The 22,085-nt window shown below is 41.0% G+C and carries 21 protein-coding genes; 9 read left to right on the top strand and 12 right to left on the bottom strand.

What is annotated here, in order from left to right; genetic code table 11:
* Nucleotide 1: 1 nt before the first annotated feature.
* The 4 genes from ATK78_RS01955 to ATK78_RS01940 all read right to left on the bottom strand — a co-directional run bounded on the left by ATK78_RS01955 (nt 2) and on the right by ATK78_RS01940 (nt 6,415).
* Entirely contained in the window at nt 2-3,523 is a 3,522-nt protein-coding gene (locus ATK78_RS01955) for a SusC/RagA family TonB-linked outer membrane protein (protein ID WP_133574369.1), read from the bottom strand.
* A 110-nt stretch (nt 3,524-3,633) separates the two neighbouring features.
* Nucleotides 3,634-4,602 carry a FecR family protein gene (locus ATK78_RS01950; RefSeq protein ID WP_133574368.1) on the bottom strand — a complete coding sequence of 323 codons (969 nt, stop codon included), beginning with the start codon at nt 4,600-4,602 and terminating at the stop codon, nt 3,634-3,636.
* Nucleotides 4,603-4,672: 70 nt separating this feature from the next.
* Nucleotides 4,673-5,239, bottom strand: coding sequence for an RNA polymerase sigma factor (locus ATK78_RS01945; protein WP_133574367.1), 567 nt, complete (start codon nt 5,237-5,239; stop codon nt 4,673-4,675).
* A 72-nt stretch (nt 5,240-5,311) separates the two neighbouring features.
* On the bottom strand, nt 5,312-6,415 hold the full coding sequence (locus ATK78_RS01940; RefSeq protein ID WP_133574366.1) for an acyltransferase family protein: 1,104 nt from the start codon (nt 6,413-6,415) through the stop codon (nt 5,312-5,314).
* A gap of 275 nt (nt 6,416-6,690) precedes the next feature.
* On the opposite strand from ATK78_RS01940, the gene ATK78_RS01935 reads away from it, so the two are divergent.
* From ATK78_RS01935 to ATK78_RS01925, 3 genes are all read left to right on the top strand, one after another.
* Nucleotides 6,691-7,305 (top strand): hypothetical protein, encoded by a 615-nt coding sequence (locus ATK78_RS01935; RefSeq protein WP_133574365.1) that lies wholly within the window; start codon nt 6,691-6,693, stop codon nt 7,303-7,305.
* 90 nt (nt 7,306-7,395) lie between these two features.
* A complete protein-coding gene (locus tag ATK78_RS01930; RefSeq protein WP_133574364.1) occupies nt 7,396-7,806 on the top strand; it encodes a DUF1801 domain-containing protein in 411 nt (136 codons plus the stop codon).
* A 231-nt stretch (nt 7,807-8,037) separates the two neighbouring features.
* Nucleotides 8,038-8,592, top strand: coding sequence for an RNA polymerase sigma factor (locus ATK78_RS01925; protein WP_133574363.1), 555 nt, complete (start codon nt 8,038-8,040; stop codon nt 8,590-8,592).
* 11 nt (nt 8,593-8,603) lie between these two features.
* Here ATK78_RS01925 and ATK78_RS01920 read toward each other — a convergent pair whose 3' ends face one another.
* Nucleotides 8,604-9,254 (bottom strand): Uma2 family endonuclease, encoded by a 651-nt coding sequence (locus ATK78_RS01920; protein WP_133574362.1) that lies wholly within the window; start codon nt 9,252-9,254, stop codon nt 8,604-8,606.
* 186 nt (nt 9,255-9,440) lie between these two features.
* Here ATK78_RS01920 and ATK78_RS01915 point away from each other — a divergent pair, with 186 nt between their 5' ends.
* On the top strand, nt 9,441-10,538 hold the full coding sequence (locus ATK78_RS01915; RefSeq protein ID WP_133574361.1) for a formylglycine-generating enzyme family protein: 1,098 nt from the start codon (nt 9,441-9,443) through the stop codon (nt 10,536-10,538).
* Between the two features lie 18 nt (nt 10,539-10,556).
* Here ATK78_RS01915 and ATK78_RS01910 read toward each other — a convergent pair whose 3' ends face one another.
* Nucleotides 10,557-11,363: an alpha/beta fold hydrolase gene (locus tag ATK78_RS01910; RefSeq protein ID WP_133574360.1), complete on the bottom strand. Its 807-nt coding sequence runs from the start codon at nt 11,361-11,363 to the stop codon at nt 10,557-10,559.
* A 223-nt stretch (nt 11,364-11,586) separates the two neighbouring features.
* On the opposite strand from ATK78_RS01910, the gene ATK78_RS01905 reads away from it, so the two are divergent.
* Entirely contained in the window at nt 11,587-12,009 is a 423-nt protein-coding gene (locus tag ATK78_RS01905) for a VOC family protein (protein WP_133574359.1), read from the top strand.
* 140 nt (nt 12,010-12,149) lie between these two features.
* On the opposite strand, the gene ATK78_RS01900 is transcribed toward ATK78_RS01905, so the two are convergent.
* The 6 genes from ATK78_RS01900 to ATK78_RS22955 all read right to left on the bottom strand — a co-directional run bounded on the left by ATK78_RS01900 (nt 12,150) and on the right by ATK78_RS22955 (nt 19,757).
* A complete protein-coding gene (locus tag ATK78_RS01900) occupies nt 12,150-15,848 on the bottom strand; it encodes an ATP-binding protein (RefSeq protein WP_133574358.1) in 3,699 nt (1,232 codons plus the stop codon).
* A 91-nt stretch (nt 15,849-15,939) separates the two neighbouring features.
* The gene (locus tag ATK78_RS01895) at nt 15,940-16,557 is read right to left on the bottom strand and encodes a sulfate/molybdate ABC transporter ATP-binding protein (RefSeq protein WP_133574357.1); all 618 of its coding nucleotides are present in this window, start codon (nt 16,555-16,557) and stop codon (nt 15,940-15,942) included.
* Nucleotides 16,554-17,225 carry a molybdate ABC transporter permease subunit gene (modB, locus tag ATK78_RS01890; protein WP_133574356.1) on the bottom strand — a complete coding sequence of 224 codons (672 nt, stop codon included), beginning with the start codon at nt 17,223-17,225 and terminating at the stop codon, nt 16,554-16,556. Before modB ends, ATK78_RS01895 begins: the two co-directional genes overlap by 4 nt.
* Before the next feature lies 1 nt (nt 17,226).
* Nucleotides 17,227-18,033: a molybdate ABC transporter substrate-binding protein gene (gene modA, locus ATK78_RS01885; RefSeq protein WP_243732411.1), complete on the bottom strand. Its 807-nt coding sequence runs from the start codon at nt 18,031-18,033 to the stop codon at nt 17,227-17,229.
* Between the two features lie 57 nt (nt 18,034-18,090).
* Nucleotides 18,091-18,597 (bottom strand): molybdopterin-binding protein, encoded by a 507-nt coding sequence (locus tag ATK78_RS01880; protein ID WP_208112285.1) that lies wholly within the window; start codon nt 18,595-18,597, stop codon nt 18,091-18,093.
* On the bottom strand, nt 18,594-19,757 hold the full coding sequence (locus tag ATK78_RS22955; protein WP_243732410.1) for a cytochrome-c peroxidase: 1,164 nt from the start codon (nt 19,755-19,757) through the stop codon (nt 18,594-18,596). Before ATK78_RS22955 ends, ATK78_RS01880 begins: the two co-directional genes overlap by 4 nt.
* A gap of 249 nt (nt 19,758-20,006) precedes the next feature.
* Between ATK78_RS22955 and ATK78_RS01865 the strand changes: the two genes are divergently transcribed.
* The 4 genes from ATK78_RS01865 to arsB are packed head-to-tail and all read left to right on the top strand — an operon-like array spanning nt 20,007 to nt 22,075.
* The gene (locus ATK78_RS01865) at nt 20,007-20,336 is read left to right on the top strand and encodes an ArsR/SmtB family transcription factor (protein WP_133575250.1); all 330 of its coding nucleotides are present in this window, start codon (nt 20,007-20,009) and stop codon (nt 20,334-20,336) included.
* 38 nt (nt 20,337-20,374) lie between these two features.
* Nucleotides 20,375-20,533, top strand: a complete 159-nt coding sequence (locus ATK78_RS22655; protein ID WP_166664779.1) for a DUF6428 family protein — start codon at nt 20,375-20,377, stop codon at nt 20,531-20,533.
* Nucleotides 20,534-20,565: 32 nt separating this feature from the next.
* Nucleotides 20,566-20,985 carry an arsenate reductase ArsC gene (locus tag ATK78_RS01860; protein WP_133574355.1) on the top strand — a complete coding sequence of 140 codons (420 nt, stop codon included), beginning with the start codon at nt 20,566-20,568 and terminating at the stop codon, nt 20,983-20,985.
* Nucleotide 20,986: 1 nt separating this feature from the next.
* Nucleotides 20,987-22,075: an ACR3 family arsenite efflux transporter gene (arsB, locus tag ATK78_RS01855; protein ID WP_133574354.1), complete on the top strand. Its 1,089-nt coding sequence runs from the start codon at nt 20,987-20,989 to the stop codon at nt 22,073-22,075.
* Nucleotides 22,076-22,085 lie beyond the last annotated feature (10 nt).

Below are 22,085 nucleotides of genomic sequence, written 5' to 3'. Positions count from 1 at the left end.
ATTAAAATGTGGCCGATATACCCATACTAAAGCTTTTCAATATTGGGTAATTGTTACCATTACCATTGGTACCGTCGGTTAATACACGGTCAGAACCACCTATACTTTCAATATCCAGGTCTTTGGTAATCTTGTATAAAGGCGACCATGACCAAAGGTTTTCACCGGTAAGGAACAATCTAACGTTACTCAATCCCGCATTTTTAATGAAAGTTTGAGGTAGGTTATAACCTACCTGCAGGTTTTTAAGCCTGATGTAGGCTACATTCTGAAGGTATTTGGTTTGGGCCTGCGCCAAGGTACCAGAACCGTTCTGGGCAATGTAACCTCTGTATCTTGGGAAATAGGCATTTGGATTCTCCGGACTCCAGATGTTACCCAGTTGAGATTCAGGAACTTTGTTGTACGGACGGTTGTACTGTCCCCAGAATGTTCCGTTCTCCGTACCCGGGTACCAATCCATTTTACCAACACCCTGGAAGAAAGTGCTGAAGAAAAAGCCTTTCCAGTCTGCACCAAGAGAAATACCATAGGTATACCGAGGTGTTGAATTTCCAATTACCTTACGGTCGCCCGGACTGCCAACAGTATTTAAACCATTGTTGATCACACCATCACCGTTCAGATCTTTAAATTTAATATCGCCCGGCAAGCTCTTACCCGTATTGGACGATTTATATAACGTTTGAACAGGAGAATTTGCAATATCTTCAGCAGAAGTATAATAACCATCAGTTTCAAAACCCCAGATCTCACCAACCGTTTGTCCGGCATAATAATCACTAAGCCTTTGATCCGGATTGTTGAATTTCAAGATCTTAGCCGTATAATCGGCAAGCGTTAAACGGATGTTATAATTAAATGGCTTGGCACCAACATCAAACCTGTCATTCCAGGAAAGTGTTGCTTCCCAGCCTTTGGTTTTTAAATCAGCATAGTTACCTTTAGGAACACCGATACCATAAACTGATGGTAAGGTCATACCCACAGTGAACATATCTGTCGTTTTACGGATGTAAGCATCACCACTAAAGTTTAAACGGTTGTTTAAGAAGGCGATATCTAAAGCAATATTTTGTGTGGTAGATGTTTCCCAGGTTAAGCCTTCAGGAATTACACCTGGCTGACTGCTTTGCTGCGGGCGAACACCATTCAGTACCCTATCCGATTGAGAGATCCCAAATTTTTCAAGAAATGCATAAGAAGCAATGTTACCATTACCTAAAGAACCATAAGAAGCCCTGATCTTAACATCTGTAATTGTTTTCGGATCTACATTCCAAAATGACTCTTTACTGATTCTCCATCCTGCAGAAACAGAAGGGAAAAATGCATAACGCTGATCGGTTGGGAATTTAGAAGAACCGTCATAACGGCCGTTCAGTTCAACCAGGTAACGATCTTTGTAAGCATAATTTAAACGGTAAAAACCACCTAAAATAGCCCATTGCTCATAACCGCCACCAGTAGTAATAGACTGGCCAAGTGCAAGGTTAAGATCTTTGGCATCTTCAAAGATCAATCCGTTACGTACGGCCTCAAAGCGTTTGTATGTGCTTTGCTCGTAGTTATAACCAGCAAGAACCTTTAAATAATGATCTTCACTAAAGCGGGGCTCATATTCTGCATAGATATTGGTTGCTAAATATTGAGTAGTACGGTCCAGTTGCTGAATGTCATTGTAGTTAGAACCAACGTATTCAATAACACCCGGTTTTCTGCTGTAAGGAACAGGAACCCTGATCCTGGTTTCATCATTATTGGTATTTTGGAAGGTCACATCACCCTTAACCCTGAATTTATCATCAAAGAAGTTCGACGTAAAGCCGGTTGTATTGCGAAATACCTTTTTAAACATATCAATGCCGTTTTTACCATAGGCAAAATCACCCACTGTATATGCAGCAGAGAAACTCAATGTTCCATCCGGGTTATACATCGGGGCCATGTTATGACCTTCATCGGCAATGTTTCTCCAGATCCCGCCGCCTTCACCAACGTTTAAAGGGTTATGGTATTTAGAAGCTGAATAATCGGCGTTGTTGTATACCTTTAACCATGGATACAATTCGATAGATCCTTTAGCCCTAACGTTATACGTTTGATAGTCATCAGAATTGTAACGGAATAAACCAGATTGTCTGAAAGATCTTCCGGAAACATAGAAATCCGTTTTACCGCTGCCGCCAGATAAGGACAGGTTTTGTTCAGTTGCATTGTTATTGCTTTTATAAAGCTCTTTGTACCAGTCGGTATTATCATAATACACATATTCACCGGCACTGTTCACTTCTACTTTGGGCAAACTTGGATCTTCAGATCTGCGTTTCAATTCAGCCAGGTATGCCGGAGAGAATTTAACGGATTTATTTACATTCTGAGGTGTCTGAGAATAATCATTCCATGCAGACCACCCCTCGTTAAACATATTCGCAAAAGTATAACCATCAGTCACGTAATCCGGCACTGTAGTTGGCTTTTTAATAGACTGGGCAATGCTGTAGTTAATAGAAGTCCGTTCTTTAACCGGATTTTTAGTGGTAATTAAAACCACACCAAAAGCACCCCTGGCACCATAGATAGATGCTGATGCTGCATCTTTAAGTACAGTAACACTGGCAATATCATTTGGATTGATCCTGGAAGGATCACCCTCTACCCCATCCACAAGAACCAATGCATTACCGCCCTGGCCAATAGAAGTTGTACCCCTGATGTTAAATGATGGCGATTGTGTTGGCTTACCATCACCCATGGTTAAGTTTAAATTCGGGATCATACCTTGTAAACCCTGTGCAAGATTAGAAACAGAACGGTTTTCCAAAGCTTTAGAAGAGATCTGATCAACGGCACCGGTTAAGTTCTCTCTTTTCTGCGTTCCGTAACCCACAACAAGCACTTCATTTAAGGTACCGGTTTGTGCAGTTAAAGACACGTTTAACGTTGTGCTTTCACCTGGTTTAACCACTACTTTAGTCTGCGTAGAACTGGTAAAAGAGATGTAGCTAATGGTTAAGGTATAAATACCAGGAGCAGCGCTGATGCTGTAAGAACCATCGGCAGCACTTTGCGTGCCTTTATTCAGCTCTAACACTTTAATGCTGGCACCAGGTAATGGAATACCTTTTTCATCTACAATCTTACCGGTTATTTTACCGGGATCCTGATTCTTTACCAGGGTAATGATGCCTGCAACTTCCTCTCTGTAAGTCACATTAGTTTGATTGAGGATTGCATTAAGGATCACTTCGATCTTTTCATTATCGAAATCCTGACTGGAAGTTTTAAATCTGTTCAGTTTAAGAACAGCCGGGTCGTATGCAAAATCAACACCGCTCTTAGTCCGCAGTTTATTGATTGCACGTAAAAGGTTCTCATTCTCAAAGGAAATATCTATCCTTTTATTCAGAACCTGACCATTGGTGATGCCTGCAAATAAGATTTGCGAACTGGCGATCATGATGGAATAAACAAGAAGGGTATAACGCATAACTTTCTGCAATGGCAGTAAATGTTTTTTCATATATTTGATATAATTGATTAATAAAATTGATTAGGATCCAACGGAAGAGGGTCTCAAGCTATTTCTGTTGAATTACATGCCGGGTCTGCTGCAGATCCGGTTTTTTTATTTTAGTAGATCACTACCTCATTACTGGTCCTCCTGTATTTATTTTCGTGAATTGAACAGATTATCTTTAAGGTTTTATCCAATGATCTCGACGAGCGGATCTGCATATTGTATATATAAGCATCCGTTTTAGCGGCATTGGTACGAAGTTGTACCCCGTAGATGATCTTCATGCGGCTGGCCAGTTCATCAAAGGTGGCATGGTCCAGGTTAACCACCTGTTCAAACCATTGATTGTGTGCATTTGTAGAAAAGTCCGATACCTTCCAATGGTTATCATTTGAGTAGTACCGTAACTTTTTACCGGGCAGTAAGGCGTCGAAAACAGTTTTACTGTTACCCACTTCTACCTTGCCCTCGCTCACACTAACTTCTGTAAGCCCCTTAGGCTGTGTGTGCACAGCGAATTTTGTACCCAGTACTTTGGTATATAGTTTTGCCGTGTGGACAATAAAAGGATGGGCAGGATCTTTAGCTACTTCAAAGAAAGCCTCACCCTGGTCCAGATATACATTCCTTTGAATCCTGTCCCCAAAAGATTGTGAAATACGCAGGGTAGTGTTCGGGTTTAAGTGAACCACAGAATGGTCAGGCAACGTTAACTTTTTATATTCACCATAGTGTGTCAGATAGACATCAAATGCATCCGGCAGTTCTTTAACGGCATCGGTCCTTTTGAAAATAGACCTTGAAAAGAATAAGGCAGGGATCAGCAGCGTTACAATGGCAGCATATTTATAATAGGGTCTGAGAGACAGTTTCGGAGCAAAGATTTCAGTATTACGTTTGGCCTGGATAATCTCCTGCATTTGTGCTTTAATCATCGATTCCTGACCAGCATCCTGAAATTCAGTTAAAGCAGTATCATCGTCATAGCTGTCGTACCAGGAGTCAATAATCTTCCTGTCTTTATCATTTGCCGTTCCAGCGGCATAACGTGCTAATAACTCTTTAAACTGATCTGCTTTCAAAACTAGTACTTCTTTTAATACAAGTACCCGCTAAGGGCAGAAACTACTTTTAATAATTGTTAAGCTTCTGTTAACTAATCGAACGTTCAGGGAATTTATCTTTAACACGCATTCTGATGCGTCTCATGGCTTCAGAAATGTGATTAGAGACGGTTTGTTCAGCAAGATTCAGCTTTTGGGCAATCTCAGAAGTGGACAATAGTTCATGGCGCAGCAAATAAGCATGCCTCATGTTTTCGGGCAGTTTTTTAACTTCTGCATCAATCAAATGTTCAAGATCCAGATAATCAGATAACTCATGGATAGATACAGATGCAGCTTCAAGTTTTTGAAGCGTATGGTCCATTAACTTGCCTTCCGCTTTTTCAGTCCGGAAAAAATTAAGCACTTGTAATTTAACAGCGCCGGACAGGAACTGCTCCAGGCTGCTGCTGATATTAATATTTTCTCTACGCTCCCAAAGGTTGATAAATACCGATTGGATAATATCCTTTGCGGCTTCTTCATCCTTAATACGGTTAACAGCCTGGATGTAGAGTTTTTTCCAGTACTTTTCGTACAGTAAATCGTAGGCAGCAGCATCTCCGTCTTTTAAGTGCTGAACCAACTCTTCATCATTCCTACCGTTTATAAGCATGCCCCAAAATTAAAACTACAATGTGAACAAGATGTTAAATCTTCATCTCGTAATTGAGTGAAATAAATTAAATCAACTGCTCTGTTTATCCTTTCTCAAATACTCAAGTATCTTCTTGGTGTTTTTTTCAATTAGATAATAAAAAGGAATTGCTGTAATCAGGCAGAATACAACGCCAGTGGGCCATACCCACCAAACCATAATCTTATCAACATCTTTCGTTACCCCAACTTTTAGCAGGATCAGATAGAAAATATACATACTTGCAAAATGGATAATATAAATTGTATAACTCATTTCGCCTAATTTTCGAATGACCATATTGGTGATGTTCTTTTCCAGGAAATTAACGATCAATAGAATTGATGCAATTGATGCGATAAAAAAGCTGATCTCATTGATATCAATAAGATAATTCAAAATGACTTCTAAACCGAACAAGAAACACAAAATCCCGTAAAAGACATAGCTCTTTGATATCAAAAAATACTTTTTAAAGCTGTCATAATTGTAGTACAGATAAACCCCAACCGTGAAATAGATATTATATTTTAATAAAAATTCTGTAAACTTATTTAAGTATTGGAAATCAACAGGAATAAATATCCCGACTAAATATAACACTACAGAGGCTATATAATACCACCTCTTTTTCAGTAAGGCAAATGGCACCAGCAAGTAGAAGAATACCTCATGAATTAGGGACCAAAATTGACCAATATAATCACCCGTTGTTATGTAAAATAGATTTCTAATGGTTGTATTAAAGTCCTCAAAGACTGAAATACTTTCCCCGTTAAGCGCATGAAAATATTTATCAATCATATGATATGTAAATGCGGCCCAAATTAGTGCGGCTATATATGGCGGATAAAGCCTAATGAAACGCTTTAAATAAAAGCTTTTTAACGCCTGTTGATTTCTAAGTGAATAAGCAATAGAAAAGCCAGACAATACAAAGAATAAAATGACAAACTCAGATCCTAATGCGGTAGCTTGCAATAGGGTATAATAAACTTTTTCCAGCATTGTCCATTCAGCAACAGGCTTTATTTTAGCTAATTCACCCCCTCCAATTAATAAATGTCCCCTGCAATGATTAATCACAACATAGAATGCAGCAATGCCGCGAATACCATCTAAAGTCGAAAAGTTTGGTTTTAAAGTTTTTAACATGAGGTGATTAATAAGCGGCAATATATCTATGATTGTAAAAGCGTAAACGCTGTATAATATCTTTTCATAGAAATTAGCCTGGCGTAAAATTTCTCTAAACTAAACATAATCATTAATAATCTGTGTGCAGTGTACTTATTTAATCAGAACTCAGAATCCTCAATAAGAAGCAGCTTTAAAAATGTTACTTATTAATTCTATGGTTTTAATTGAACCTGCAAAAACCGGCTCAATTTTTATATAGCTTAGTACAGGTTAAGTAAACACACACAAATATGAAACACACATTTCTAATTTTTGCATTAATAGGCTGTAGCCTGTTGGGTAAAGCGCAGCGCATCACCAGCGCCAAATTCATCATTTCAGATCATGGCAAGGGAATCCGATCGGTAGAATTGGTTATCGATAGCAATACGGTCGTAATGATCAGTGGCTCTGGAGAGCTAATTTCGGCAGACACTTATGACGGCCGGGAATATAACGACGTGGATTATTCAAGAGATAAACAATTTGAATACTATGGCGACTTCGATAAAGACAAAGCTGGAAAGCTTAAATCGATCGGAAAGCTAAAGATCGATTATTACAGTACATTTGACATTCACGATAAGCCCGGCAATATCAAATCCATTGGAGACATCAAGTTTACCTATTATAATACATTTGATATCCATGATCAGCCCGGCAACCTGAAAACAATTGGCGCAATCAAACTGACCTATTACAATACGTTTGACATTCATGATCCACAGGGAAAGGTAAAAACAGTTGGAGGCGTTAAAGTTACCTATTTCAATAAATTCGACAGCGACCGGCTTTTTGGAAAAGTTAAAACGATAAAAGGAAATACCAAAGCGGTGTATATTATTGCCACAAACAGAAGCAGATAATGTCCTGATCAGCCCCTATCCTTGTCATAACCACCCACTGTTTTACCTGTTCCTATTTCTTATTTTTATCGAATCATAAAATCTGAATATATGGTAAAGACAAAAGATATCAATGATACGGAAGGGGTTGATCTATATATTAAAAAGCTGGCTCCGGAATTAGCGGCAATCATTGAAACCATCCGTCAGCTCATCTTAAATACAGATCCCTTAATTGATGAGCGGATCAAATGGAATAGTCCCAGCTATTTTTATACCGGTGATATGAAACCTTTCGACCCCAAAACATACAAGCGGGACCTGGTGGTATTTAACCTGCGTAACGATCAGATCACACTCGTTTTCCCTACCGGAGCAAAAATAAAAGACAGTGGTAATTTACCCGGAATTAATACTAAAGATGGCAGAAAGATCATAACCATAAAGGATGTGGCCGATGTAACCGTCAAAAAAGAGGCTTTACAGCATCTAATCAAAGAATGGATCAAAATGACAGATTAATAAATCTTAACAAATTATCCTAAAATAATATTAATAATATCAAAATTATAGAATATAATAATGAAAAATTATTTTGTATATTAATAAAATACAACTATCTTCGAATCAGTAATTATTTAAAATAACTAACAATAAAAAAATTATTCTATTCAGGTATCCTACGACCTCAATTGTAATTTAAGATTTATTCGCATTTGCGATATAGATCATAAACTCTTGAAACGTTCGAAGATGGGAAACTTGAAATCATATTACAAACTGTTCCGTACAGAAGAAAAACTGGTAGCTGCATTAAAAAACCAGGATCAAATTGCGCTAAAAGCGATCTACGATCGGTATTCCGCTCCTTTATACGGTATGATCGTTAGATTATTGGACGACGAAGAAGCCGAAGATGTTTTACAGGAAGTATTTGTTAAGATATGGAATAATGCTGGTTCCTATGATCCAAATAAAAGCAAGCTCTTTACCTGGATGTCAACCATAGCCCGCAACCATGCCATCGATGTTTACCGCTCTAAGTCCTTTAGACGATCCAATAGCAACATCAGCCTGAACGGGTATACAGAAGAAATAAATGCGCAAAAGAAAGTCGTATTTAATACAGATACCATTGGCATCAAAGATCTGGTTAAAGTACTCAGTCCGGATCATTTTCAGATCCTTGATCTTGTTTATTTTAAGGGATATACCCAGGTTGAAGTTTCAGAAATGCTAAATATTCCACTGGGTACCATCAAAACTAAAATCAGACTGGCGATAAAAGAATTAAGAAAGAAATTCTAAACCATAAAAGGCTAATGCTTAACCCTGCTAAATATCTGCTGCAGGTTTAAGCTAAAACCCGGAAGGAGATCGGATTTGAATACATCAACCATGGTGTACAGCTGCCCGGCATCATATAACCCGTTCTTTTTAAGGCTGTACTTTAACAGGGAGCTTTTAAAAGGATTAATGATCCAATATTCAGGAACCTTAAACTCCTGGTATAGTTTGTATTTAACCTGCAGATCGTGCTTCATATGGCCGGCTGATAAGATCTCGATAATAATATCCGGAGCACCAAGGCAACCCTTTTCATCTACTTTACAGGGATCACCAATAATACAGAGATCAGGCTGTACAACGGTAAGGATCTCCTGGTCTGAATCAGATTTACCGCAAAGGCGCACATCAAATGGTGCGGCAAAAAGTTCATAAGGTTTATTGGCTAAATAATTATATAATTCCCAATTTATTTCTCTTGAAACCCGCTGATGTAAGGAAGCCGTACCGTTCATTTTATAGCGTTTACCCCGAATCAGTTCTGCCCGCGCTACCAAATCCCATTTTAAGTAATGTGCATACGTATAGGAACCTGAAGCATCATCCTCATGAACACTACTTAATTTCAGCGTATTTACACGATAGCGTGTATTTATTTGTTGTGTAATGTACGTATTGATCATAAAGAATAGGTTTAGCAGGCTCTATATTACATAAATATATCACCTATTCTCTACATAAAAAAAACTTTGTTTTGATCTCATTATCAACATTTTGACAAGATTAAAATATATTGCAGAAATGAGTATTTACCATAAATCTGATCCCTGTTAACCGCTTTTAATCATTGGGTTCTTATATTTGTTTTAATGGAGTCCTTCTTTAATCAAAAACATACCGCAATAGTTTTCAGCCTGCTGATCGCAGTGTCTTCCTGCACGTCAAAAAAAAAGGAAGACAATGCAAAGTTAAATGCTAAAGTGGCTGTTTGTGCGTCAGACGGAATGCCGTCCCGCGCAAGGGCTATATTTGATGTCAAAGATACCCTAACCGCAAATGGGTCTGATGGCGTATCCATGAAGCACATCAAAGGCGGCACCTTCCAAATGGGCAGTGCAGATTTTACAGATGCCCAGCCAATCCATAAGGTAACGGTAAACGATTTCTGGATCGATGAGCATGAAGTAACCAATGCGCAGTTTAGCCGGTTTGTAAAAAGCACAGGTTACCAAACCGTTGCGGAAAGACCATTAAACCCGGCAGACTATCCTGGTGTGCCTGCGGATAAACTAAAACCAGGTTCGGCAGTATTCACACCTCCTAAAAAGAGCGTTAACCTGGACAATTACCTGCAATGGTGGCAATATGTTAACGGTGCAGACTGGAAACATCCATCCGGACCACAAAGCAGTATCCAAGGAAAAGAACAAGAGCCGGTAGTTCATGTATCTTATGAAGATGCCGAAGCCTACGCCAAATGGGCAGGAAAACGTTTGCCTACAGAAGCAGAATGGGAATATGCTGCACGGGCAAAACAAGCAGGCCGCAAATATTATTGGGGTGATGCATTAAAACCCGGCGGGCGCTGGCAGGCAAATATTTACCAGGGAAAATTCCCGGTTACCAATACCGGCGAAGATGGCTTTATTGGTGCCGCACCGGTCAAATCCTTTCCAGCCAATGCATACGGTCTTTACGATATGGATGGTAATGTTTGGGAATGGTGTTCAGATTTTTACCGGCCGGATTATTATGCGGTCAGTCCCGCAAACAACCCAAAGGGGCCGGCTGAGAGTTATGACCCGGAAGAGCCAGGAATGGTTAAACGCGTACAGCGGGGTGCCTCATTTCTATGTAATCCGGATTATTGTGAACGGTATATCTCTGGCAGCCGCGGCAAAGGAGAAGTAAGCAGTGCCAGCAACAATCTTGGTTTTAGATGCGCCAGTAGCATTAACCCAAAATAAATAAATCCAAACAGATCATTAGGACTGAACAACCCTATTAGATAAAGGTGCCGGACGTAAAAAATCATATACGACGTTATTAAACAACTCTGGCTGGTCGCTAAATACCTGGTGGCCGGCAGATGGAATGCTGACCAGCTTTCCATTTTTTAGCAGGGCAACCAGTTCCGATCCGCTTTCCTGTGTCAATATAAGATCTTTCTCTCCCCTGATCATGAGTAAAGGGCAACCGATTGCATTCACGTTTTCGTCCGGATATCCGCTGGGTTCCGCATCAAACCACATCCGGATCAGGTCTTCCGCAAAAGATTCAAAATCGGGTTCCGGGTTCTGTAACTGGTACAAATCATAGATACCTGGAAATTTAGACTTATAATCACCAGAGTTAATCCCTCTAAGCAACTCTTCACAGTCTTCCGCATCTTTTAATCGCCAGCGCGAACTAATGGTCACTATCTTTTCTACAGTAAACAATTTGGCTTTGGCAGCCAAACGGTACGCAACAGTACCTCCATCATTAAAGCCCATAATACATAAGGTTTTAACCTCAAGGAGTGCAATGATCTTTTCTGCATCCTGCTGAATCAGCTCGTAACTCAACCCATTACCGCCACAAGTAGATTTCCCATGCCCCCGGGTATCCATTCCGATCACCTTATAGTGGCTAAATAATTCAGGAATAATGTAATTGAAATTTCTGAGGTGACCAAAGCCGCCATGGATAACTAAAAGAACCGGACCATCCGGATTGCCAGCAACTTCGTAGTAAATTCTTGCGCCTTGATGGTCAAGATAACTCCCCGAAACGTGATCAAAGATTTTCATGAGGCGAAAATTAGAAAAATTAAACCTTAACCATTAAAATTGAAAGAACATTAATCATTTTTAGCGAAAAAATTTCTGAAATCACCTATAAAAATGAACAAAATTAAATTATCCTAATCTTTTGTTGAAGAATAGTCCCGTTACACCCTGCTATTTGTCGCAAGTACACACCACGACACCAGGATACATTTCCTAATTTAGGGTAATCAAAATAAAACAGATTATGGTTATAATAAATCCTTATCTAAACTTCGACGGTCAGGCTGAAGAAGCATTCAATTTCTACAAATCTATATTTGGAGGTGAATTTACGATGGTAAAAAAAGTAGGCGAAAGTCCTGGCACAGAAAATCTAACCGACAATGAAAAAGAAAGAATCATGCACATTGCGCTGCCAATTGGTCCAAATACCATTCTGATGGCTTCAGACATTTTACCATCCTTCGGACATCAACTAGTTAAAGGCAACACCACCCATTTGTGCCTCCATCCAGACAGCCGCGAAGAAGCGAAACGCCTGTTTGATGGCCTATCCGAAGGCGGCACCATTGAAATGCCGATGGAAGATATGTTTTGGGGCGATTACTTTGGAAGCTTTAAAGACAAGTATGCCATTTTCTGGATGATTAGCTTTAGCCAGAAATAAAATAAAAAAATAAAAACCTTTTTCCTGCTTTTCCGTTTATATAGATGAGAGCGTTAATTTAGAAAGCGGGGAGTGGATCGCCAGATTCAGCCCCGCTATTCTTTTATAAGAAATCCAGATATTTTTCTAAACTTTTCCAGTTATATTAAGGGTATTTCAATTTGAAATACAGAACCTTTACCAACTTCGCTCTGTACCGAAATTTTTCCGTTATGGCGCCGAATGATCTCAGCAGACAAGTACAATCCGATACCAAATCCTGAGATATTTTTCGTTCCTGCATTTTCTACGCGGTAATATCTGTCAAAAAGCCGTTCAACATCTGAAGGACTAATTCCCATTCCCTGGTCTGTTACGCTCAGTACAACTTTATGATTATCCAAGATGCAACTGATCACAATTGGCGTTTTCTCCCTGGCGTACTTTACAGAATTACTGAGCAGGTTGGAGATCACTGATCCAATTTTATCACGGTCCGCTACCAGGTTAATTTCAACACCAGGTACAAATTGGATTTCATGGCCTGAAGAAATAGATGATACCTCTTCCATAACCTCTGCAACCAATTCATTAAACTCAAAGGGTTGTTTGTCCAGATTTATTTTACCAGATTCCAACCGGGATACATTGAGAAAGCCATTGATCATATTACTCATCTTTTTGATCTGCCCGACCACTTTTTCCAGAGCACGCTGTGCAAACTGATCTTCGCCTTTTTTCGCATTCCGTTCCAGCAGCTGTGCATAACCATTTAAACTGGTTAATGGGGTTTTTAGTTCATGGCTAACCATCCCAATAAAGTCATCCTTCCTAAGTGCATCTTCTTTTGATTCAGTAATGTCTAAAATGGTACCAATCACAGACACAGGATCGCCATTTTCATCCACCTCTATTTTTCCTGTTGTATTCAGCCATTTCAGCTTACCGCCATCCATGGGAGCAATTTGATAATCTTCGCTAAAGCCCTCGTTATTTTTTATAGCTGTTTCTATAGAATTCAATACCCTTTCCCTGTGCTCAGATATAATCATCTCAGAACTTGAAAGATAGGTATGGTCAATTTCTACAGGAATACCGTGGATGATCCTCGCCTTTTCAGATAGTTTCAAACTTCCCGTCTTTATATTTCGCTGCCAGATTCCCATTCCTGATGCGTCCATTGCCAGTTCCAATGTATCCTTTGCTTTCTGCAGTTCAATGCGCGCATTCACCTGCTCTGTAATATCAGCTGCAACGGCGGTCATACCCGTAATCCGGTTATGCTCATCCAGTAGCGCTTCTACCGTTAAGTTCATAAAGCTGGTCTCGGTTTTTCCATTCCGGAAAAGCTGAACAGGTATTTCTCCGGATACAAACCGTTCACCCGTCTGGAAAATCTTGTCCATAATCGCTACAAAGCCCTGGGCTTCCAGTTCCGGAACCGCATCTGCTAAGCGATTGCCGATAATTTCCGATTCCGTTCTTCCCCAGTATTGCAGCATTTGGTCATTGGCCATTTCAATAATGTGATCCGGGCCACGATAAAGGGCTATAGCAACAGGAGCTTCACTAAAAAATTTGCGGAGCTGCCTTTCCGCGTGGTTGCGCGTGTCACTTATTTTAATCTGGGTTTTAATCTTGGTCAGCAGTTCAGTAGCAGAAAAAGGCTTTACAAGATAATCATCAGCACCGGCTTCAAGCCCGTCAATTCGGGCTTCTTCACCAGCCCTGGCAGACAGGAAAATTACAGGCAGCCTTGCTGTCCTGTGCATACTTCGAATGTGTCCAAGCATTTCCTTGCCATTCATCACCGGCATCATGATGTCACTCAATACGAGGTCAGGATTAGACTCCTTAATCATTTCGAGTGCCTGAAGTCCATTTCCAGCGGTCTCAATGGTAAAGTAAGGGCTAAGCAGGCGACTGAGGTAAGCGCGCATATCCGCATTGTCATCCACAATCAAAATGCGTTTATCTCCAACCAATGAAGAATCAATAGCATAGCCGGAACCTCCGGCATCTTCCAAAATTTCTATTGGCTTATGGCCATGCTCATCCTGAAGCAGGGAAGCTGCTTCCAGTAAAAAAGCATCCTTAAGCGCTTCCGAACCGATGTTCTTTAATTCTTTAAATATATGATCAGCAGACAAATGTGCTTTTCCTGTAGGAATTTTTACCGTAAATGTACTTCCCTTTCCTTCCGTGCTTTCTACAGAGATCTTACCACCGTGCAGCAGCACAAGCTCATGGACCAGTGAAAGCCCAATCCCGGTACCTTCATTTGGTCTCCCTGCCGTATTCTCTACCCGGTGAAAACGTTCAAACATGTGGGGTAATTCCTTTTCCGGAATACCAACACCGGTATCCTCCACCCTTAAAACCGCCCATTTTCCCTCCTGCTCCATATGAACGCTGATCGTTCCTTCCAATGTATACTTAAAGGCATTAGACAGCAGGTTCAAAACAATCTTCTCCCACATTTGCTGGTCGGCATAAACAGGAGTATCAAATGGTACATAATTTACATCCAGTTTCATACCGGCAGTTTCAATGATAGAGCGGAAACTGCTGGCAAGATCTGCACTGAGTTCGCAAAAGTCAACCAGCTGATAAGCAGCCTTAGCGCGACCAGCTTCTACCCTGCTGTAGTCCAGCAGGTTGTTGACCAATTTAAGCAGTCTAAGCGCATTTCTATGGGTTTCTTCAAGAGGTGCCTTAATCGCGGCCTCAGGATTTTGACGTAAAACATCTTCCAGCGGGCCAAGCATCAGCGTTAGTGGTGTACGAAACTCATGGCTCACATTACTGAAAAAGGCGGTCTTAGACCGGTCAATTTCAGCCAGTGCCTGCGCACGTTTCTGTTCCTGTTCATAGGCATAAATATTAGATACCGCGGTATTAAAGGTATTGCCGAGCAGGTCATAAAAACCAAGATAAGATTCATCCAATGCTCTTCTTGAGCTGACACCTGCAATCAGGAACCCAAAAGGCTCCTGCTGGCCAGACAAGTAAATGGCCTGTAAAACCGCATTTTGCGGAGCTTCAGGGTAAGGCAGACAACTAAAATCACCAAACAGGCCTTTCAAGTCATCAACAATATAGGCTTCAGCGCTCTTAACACATTCTGCCAGTGGCCAAAACCCGGGTTGTGCTGCGTTCAAATCAATTTGTACCTGTACAAGTTGTCCGGCTTCTTCCAAACCTTCAGAACTAATCAACACCGCAGTATTTGTTTCAGGATTATATCTGTAAAAAAGCAGGAAAGGCAAATCGCCCACAAAGCCTGCAAATTTATCTGCAGTCTGAATCCCGATTTCTTCAATCGTCTTCGCTTTACCCATTGCTGCACCCAGATCCCTCAACAATTGGGTACGTCTGGCACTGAGCATTTTGTCTGTCGTTTCCGTAATGGGATGAAAAATACCACCTATTCCACCAGACTCATCACGTATAGGAGCAAATGAAAAGGTCATAAAGGCCTCTTCCAGGTAACCATACCGGAACAGGAACATCTGCTGATCGGTAATATAAGTACCTTCCCCCTGTTGCCCGCGTGTAAACTTATCACCCACTACTTCCAGTGCAGATTCCCAGCAAATCCTGAAATTCTGCCCCATAGAGTCCGGATGCATCGCCCCGCATATTGGCCGGTAACTGTCGTTATAGATTTGAATGGTTTCAGGTCCCCAGGCTATGAGGATTGGAAAGGTAGAAGATAAACACAAACTCACGGAAGTCCGTAAGCTTTGCGGCCAGAATTCTATTGGTCCTAATGCTGTTTTTGACCAATCCATCGAGCGGATCAACTTACCCATCTCTCCACCGCCGGAAAGAAACTGTTCTGTACTTTCAGTTACCATAATTAAAACAATGCTGCGTGATCTGCACTAAATGTCAAATCACACCAATAACAAATGTAATTATTTTATGATGCCGATTTTAATTTTCCTGTTATTCCATTTCAAAAGACAGATCAGAAACTTCGCTCATTTCATGCTCATTATGGGTCACTAAAAGAACGGTAGTTTCCTGCGCTGAAAACAACGTTTTCAAACTGCCTGTCATTTTGGTCTTTAGCTGCTGATCGAGCGCAGAAAAAGGCTCATCCATCAGCAATAAGCCTGGTTTGGTACATAGCGCCCTCAAAATTGCAAGACGCTGCTGCTGGCCGCCAGAAAGCTGCCTCGGATAGTTTTTTATCAACGGTTCCATTTCTCCTATTGATAACAGTTCACGGATATAAGCCAGATCATCCGTCCCATAACGCAGGTGCTGCTCAACAGTCATGTTCGGAAAAAGCGCGTAGTCCTGAAACACAAAGCCAACTTTCCGCTCCTGCGTGTGTTTTGAGTACTTCTTTACTGAATCAAACCATACCGAACCGTCCACCCGGATCATCCCCGCTTCCGGAGTAATCAAGCCAGCAAGGATCTTCAGCAGTGTCGTTTTGCCTGCACCTGACGGACCAGAGATCCGCGTAACAGACTGAGATTGAAATGTTGTATTTATCTTCAGTTCAAGAACGCCTTTATAGGTTTTAATTTGCTTATTGATATTGATCTCTATCATTCGAAAGGACTTTTTACGGCGTTTCTATTGAATATAAATACAGCCAATACAATGATAAAGGTGATCGCAAACAGGATGAGTGCGTAATCATTTGCAGCTGCGTAATCCATTTCTTCCACCGCATCATAAATAGCAATAGACGCCACTTTGGTTACACCAGGAATATTGCCGCCAATCATCAGCACCACACCAAACTCACCCAGGGTATGTGCAAACGTAAGCACCGCAGCAGTAAATACAGAAGACCTGATGTTGGGCAGTAAAACATAAAAAAAGGTCTGCATTCGTGATTTACCCATTGTATAAGAAGCTTCAGCAATGGATTTTGGCAAGTGTCCAAAAGCAGCTTTAACCGGGCTGATCATAAAGGGAAGGCTGTAGATCAGCGAAGCGATGACCAGTCCTTCGAAAGAGAAGACCAGCTGGACATTAAAATGTTCATGCAGCCATCTGCCCAGCGCATTATTCGCGCTAAAGGCCAGTAACAAATAAAAGCCGAGTACAGACGGGGGCAGTACCAGCGGCATGGTAATAAAAGCCTCAATAACCAATTTAGGTAAGGTTTGCTTACGGGATAGCCAGTAAGCAATTGGAATTCCGATCAGCAGTAAAATAAAGGTGGTCAGCAGGGCAAGCTTTATACTCAGCCAAATCGGTTCCAGATCCATACTATTTTTTCGGGTTTAGAGGTACATGATATCCGCTGCTGCTGATAATTTTTCTTGCCGCATCGGTAGACAGGTAGTCGAAGAATTTGGATGCCGCTGTAAGCTTTCCCTTTTTGGCGTAAGCCAGCAGAATGGCTCCCTGTGCAATCTCGTCATAACTTTCTTTATCTATCCTTGCCCATTTAAGAGATTTATTGTTGTTTTCATAAAGAAAGGCTTCTGTTGTAAAACCAATACTTACGGTGCCGGTCTGCAAGTAGGTGTTTACCTGCGAAATACTTTCACCATAAACAAGCCTGGATTTCACCTGATCCATTAAACTGTAAAACCGAAGGGCTTCTTCTGCAGCTTTTCCGTAAGGAGCCGTTTTCGGATTGGCAATGGCTACCTTCTTAGCCTGATCACTAATGATCAGTTTTTTCCAGTTGCTGATGTCTCCACGTATATTTCCACAAATAATCAGACTGCCTAAGGCATAGATCTTTGGCTTTTTAAGTCCGAAACCGGCAGCAAACAATTTCTCGGGAAATTCAGTATCTGCAGAGAGAAATACGTCATAAGGTGCACCATTCATAATCTGGGCCGTCAATTTACCCGACGCACCTATGATGGCCTCCGTTTCAATACCGGTACGCTTTTTAAAATCAGCCTGAAGCTTTTTGATTACGCCCTGGGCATTGGCAGCAACAGCAATCCTCAAGGTCTGTGCATACAGCTGGCCATGAAAAATCAGGCAGCAAAAAATACCGAGGCAAATAATCTTTAATTCTTTTAACATTAGCAGTGCATTATTGCCTTTAAATTTCATCCATTTTATTTTAATGATATCAACCTGTTGGCTTTATAATCCTTACAAGGCAGCATCTTATTTAGCAAAAGCAATCTTAATTGCAGTAACCTGTTTAATGCATCTGGCTGGTTTTTTCTCATCCTGAACAATGATCCGGAAAGGACCATCAGCAACCGGAAGCAATTGGTTATCCACCCTATCAGCAAGAATAATGGCACGGTCTGTAAATTCACTGTCCAGTTCTGCAAGCGTAAAGATAACCTGGTAACCATCACTGGCCTCAATCAGCGCAAATTTGGTCAGATTTTCACCCCGAAGATCCTTTCCGAGTGTTACTCCGGCTTTCAATAACAGATCAAATAGCTTAACACCAGAATACGTATGATCCTTACCATCGCGGTCTTTTCGGATCACAGTAACCTGTTTAAACTGTTTCAAATCTGCAGCATGAATGGTCTGAGCTGCAGTAACCTCTCCGGTAATCTTAACACCAGGTTCAGTTAATGCCTGTGCGCTTGCAGCGTCCGGACTAACGGCCATCTGAAACAATCCGATCAACGCTATAAATAGATATTTTCTCATTTTGTACTTGTTTTTGCAGTTAAAAAAGGATTCGAAAACCTGGGGTCAGCAATAAAGGTTGAATCCGTAAGGGTTTTTAAAAAGGCAATCAGTTCTTTCTTTTCGTTGGATCTTAATTTTAAGGAAGTCCCTCCTTTAATATTTGATTCGTGCTGTAAAAAGGCACTTAGTGATTCCGGCTGCTCCATATGCTCGCTATAATGTTCAATAACTTCTTCAAGCGTGTTAAACCTTCCGTCGTGCATATAAGGAGCAGTCAATTCTATATTTCGCAAGGTAGGCACTTTAAATCTCCCATGGTCGGTTTTCTGCCCTGTAAGCAAGGCGATGCCGGCATCTTTAGAACGAAGATCCAGACCGTTATTGTGAAAAAGTTCCAAATAGTTCTTTGGACCGCCATGACAATGGGCGCAGTTGGCGCCCCGGATTCCCTTTTCCGGATCAGGAGCGGTATTAAACAAGAGCATTCCCCGCATTTCCTCCGCAGAGAGATTGGCGTTCTTGATAATTTTATCAACGTTGTCGCCATTATTTACTCTCTCAATGGACTTAATCTTATCAATGCGTTTGGAGTTCTCAATGTTCTTAACGTTCTCAACGTTCTCAACGCTTTCCAGATAGCGGTCATAACGGGAATTCGCAGAAATTAACGTGCGTTCAAACTGCGCAAGTGCCATTACGATGCGTTTTCCGGTAACCTGCTCATCACCATATACCTGCTTAAATAACTGTGGATAATAACTCGTTTCCTGCAGTTTCTTTGCCGAGGCAGAAAGCGACTGCCCCATTTCATGGGGGTTGATCATAGGAACACTGGCCTGCCCTTCCAGAGATGCAGAGCGGCCGTCCCAAAATAATTTCCTGGCCCACAGCAGGTTTACAAGCGCCATCGCATTGCGGTCAGAAAAAGTACCATCAACACCCCTACTTAATTTTTGGCCATCGGTAAAGGCTTTCTCCTGCATGTGACAGCTTCCGCAGGACAATGAATTATTTGCTGATAAGCGGGCTTCATAAAAAAGCCTTCGACCTAAATAGACCCCTGCATTGGTTGCGGGATTATCCTCAGCCTGCTGGATGCGGTTTCCAAAATAAGCAGGATAAACAAACTTGTACTCCCCTTTCGGCACCTCATCATCGTCCGTCCAGGAGGATAACATGACCACTATAAAAACTGAGAACGTCAGGAAAATACAAAAATTACGAGAATAAGATTTGTACCTGCTGCTAATATTTTCGGTTATTGCCATCCAATGATCTGATTTCCCTAAATTAGTAATTGAAGATCAGGTTTGCAAAGTAATTCCTACCCTGCTCCGGATAACCCTCAGCCAGAGTATAGTTTTTATCAAAAAATCGGATTTATTTTGCATTACCATAATATGATCGTAATATTGCAATATACAACTATGGGACTTACCAGATCAGAAATATTTACCGCCGAGCAGAACCAGCTTTCCACGTTGCTGAAGGCAATTGCGCACCCTGCCCGTATCGCTATACTACAAAGGATCATCCTATCAAACACCTGCATTTGCGGGGATTTAGTGACTGAACTTGGTTTGGCGCAGGCAACCATTTCACAACATTTAAAAGAACTGAAAACAGCAGGAATTATCCAGGGCACAATTGAAGGCGTGAGTGTTTGTTACTGCATCAATCCTAAAACCTGGAAACTTTTGGAAGAACAGCTTGGGGGATTTTTAGGTTCTTACAAAGGCGAGACCACCTGCTGTTGACCTTTTTTTACTTAAATCAATCGTTAAATTGCAATATTATGAATAATACAGAATTAACCACCTGGCAGACGTTTAAAGCCACATTAGAAAAATATCCAAGCTTAACCTTACAGTTTCAATATGCGGAAGGGAAATGGGTAGATGCATCTTATCACATCACTGAGATCAAACAAGCACCAATAATATCTGTGGTTTAACAATTATAAAAACACAAATTTTATTATAAAAGATGAAAAAAGTACTCGTACTATGTACTGGCAATAGTTGTCGCAGTCAAATTGCTGAGGGATATTTAAGGCATTTCGCTGGTAATTCCGCTGAGATCTATAGTGCAGGCATTGAAACGCAGGGCGTAAACCCCAGGGCCATTGAGATTATGCAAAGAGACGGCATCGATATTTCCCATCATACTTCCAACAATGTGAATGAATACACTGGGATTGACTTTGATTTCGTGATCACAGTTTGCGATAATGCAAAGGAAAACTGCCCTTATTTTCCAACCCATGCTGTCAAACTACATTATAATTTCCCCGATCCTGCAAAAGCCAAAGGCTCTGAAGAAGAAGTAATTGAACAGTTCAGAGCAGTGCGGGAAATGATCAGGAAATATACACAGAACTTCGTAAACGAAAACCTGAAGAACTAACATGTCAGCTAACCACTGTGCCCCTGCAAACAACCGGAAAAAGCTTGGCTTTCTGGACCGTTACCTGACCTTATGGATATTCCTTGCAATGGCCATTGGCGTAGGGATTGGTTATTTTATTCCTTCTTCATCGGATTTTATCAACTCATTCTCAAGCGGAACCACAAACGTGCCGCTTGCTATAGGGCTGATCTTAATGATGTATCCGCCTCTTGCCAAAGTCAGATATGAAAAAATGGCTGAAGTTTTTCGCAATACTAAAGTACTGGGCGCTTCGCTGTTGTTAAACTGGATCATTGGTCCGGTACTCATGTTTATATTGGCTATCGTCTTTTTACAGGGTTATCCTGAATACATGACCGGACTAATATTGATCGGTCTTGCCCGCTGTATCGCAATGGTGGTGGTATGGAATGACCTTGCTGAGGGAAATAGGGAATATGCGGCAGGTCTTATCGCCCTTAACAGCATCTTTCAGGTATTGCTTTACAGCTTCTATGCATATTTATTTATTACTGTATTTCCACCGATGTTTGGTATTAATGGTCTGAATGTAGACATTACGGTCGCCGAAATTGCAAAAAGCGTTGGTATATACCTGGGCATTCCGTTCGCTGCCGGACTGGTCAGCCGTTACGTTTTGATCAAACTCAAAGGAGAACACTGGTTTCAGCAAAAGTATATACCGGTTATTTCACCCATTACCCTGATTGCATTGCTATTCACCATTGTAGTGATGTTTAGCCTTAAAGGAGAGTTGATCGTGCAAATACCATTAGACGTAATTCGTATTGCCATTCCGCTGGTTATCTATTTTGCCATTATGTTTCTAATTAGCTTTTTTGCCGGGAAAAAGATGGGTGCCGATTATTCACAAAGCACTTCAATTGCATTCACAGCCGCTGGTAATAATTTTGAGCTGGCAATAGCAGTAGCTATTGGAGTATTTGGTATCAATTCCGGTCAGGCATTCGTTGGTATAATCGGGCCATTGGTAGAAGTTCCCGCTCTTATTGCACTGGTAAATCTGGCCTTCTGGTTTAGGAAAAAATATTATAAGAGCGAAAAGGCTGACATAGACAGTAAATAAGTGAAGACAT

Origin of the sequence: Pedobacter metabolipauper (genome assembly GCF_004362715.1) — a bacterium.
Taxonomy (GTDB): Bacteria; Bacteroidota; Bacteroidia; order Sphingobacteriales; family Sphingobacteriaceae; genus Pedobacter; species Pedobacter metabolipauper.
Note: the sequence above shows the minus strand (reverse complement) of the source record. Positions and strands in the feature narration are given on the sequence as shown.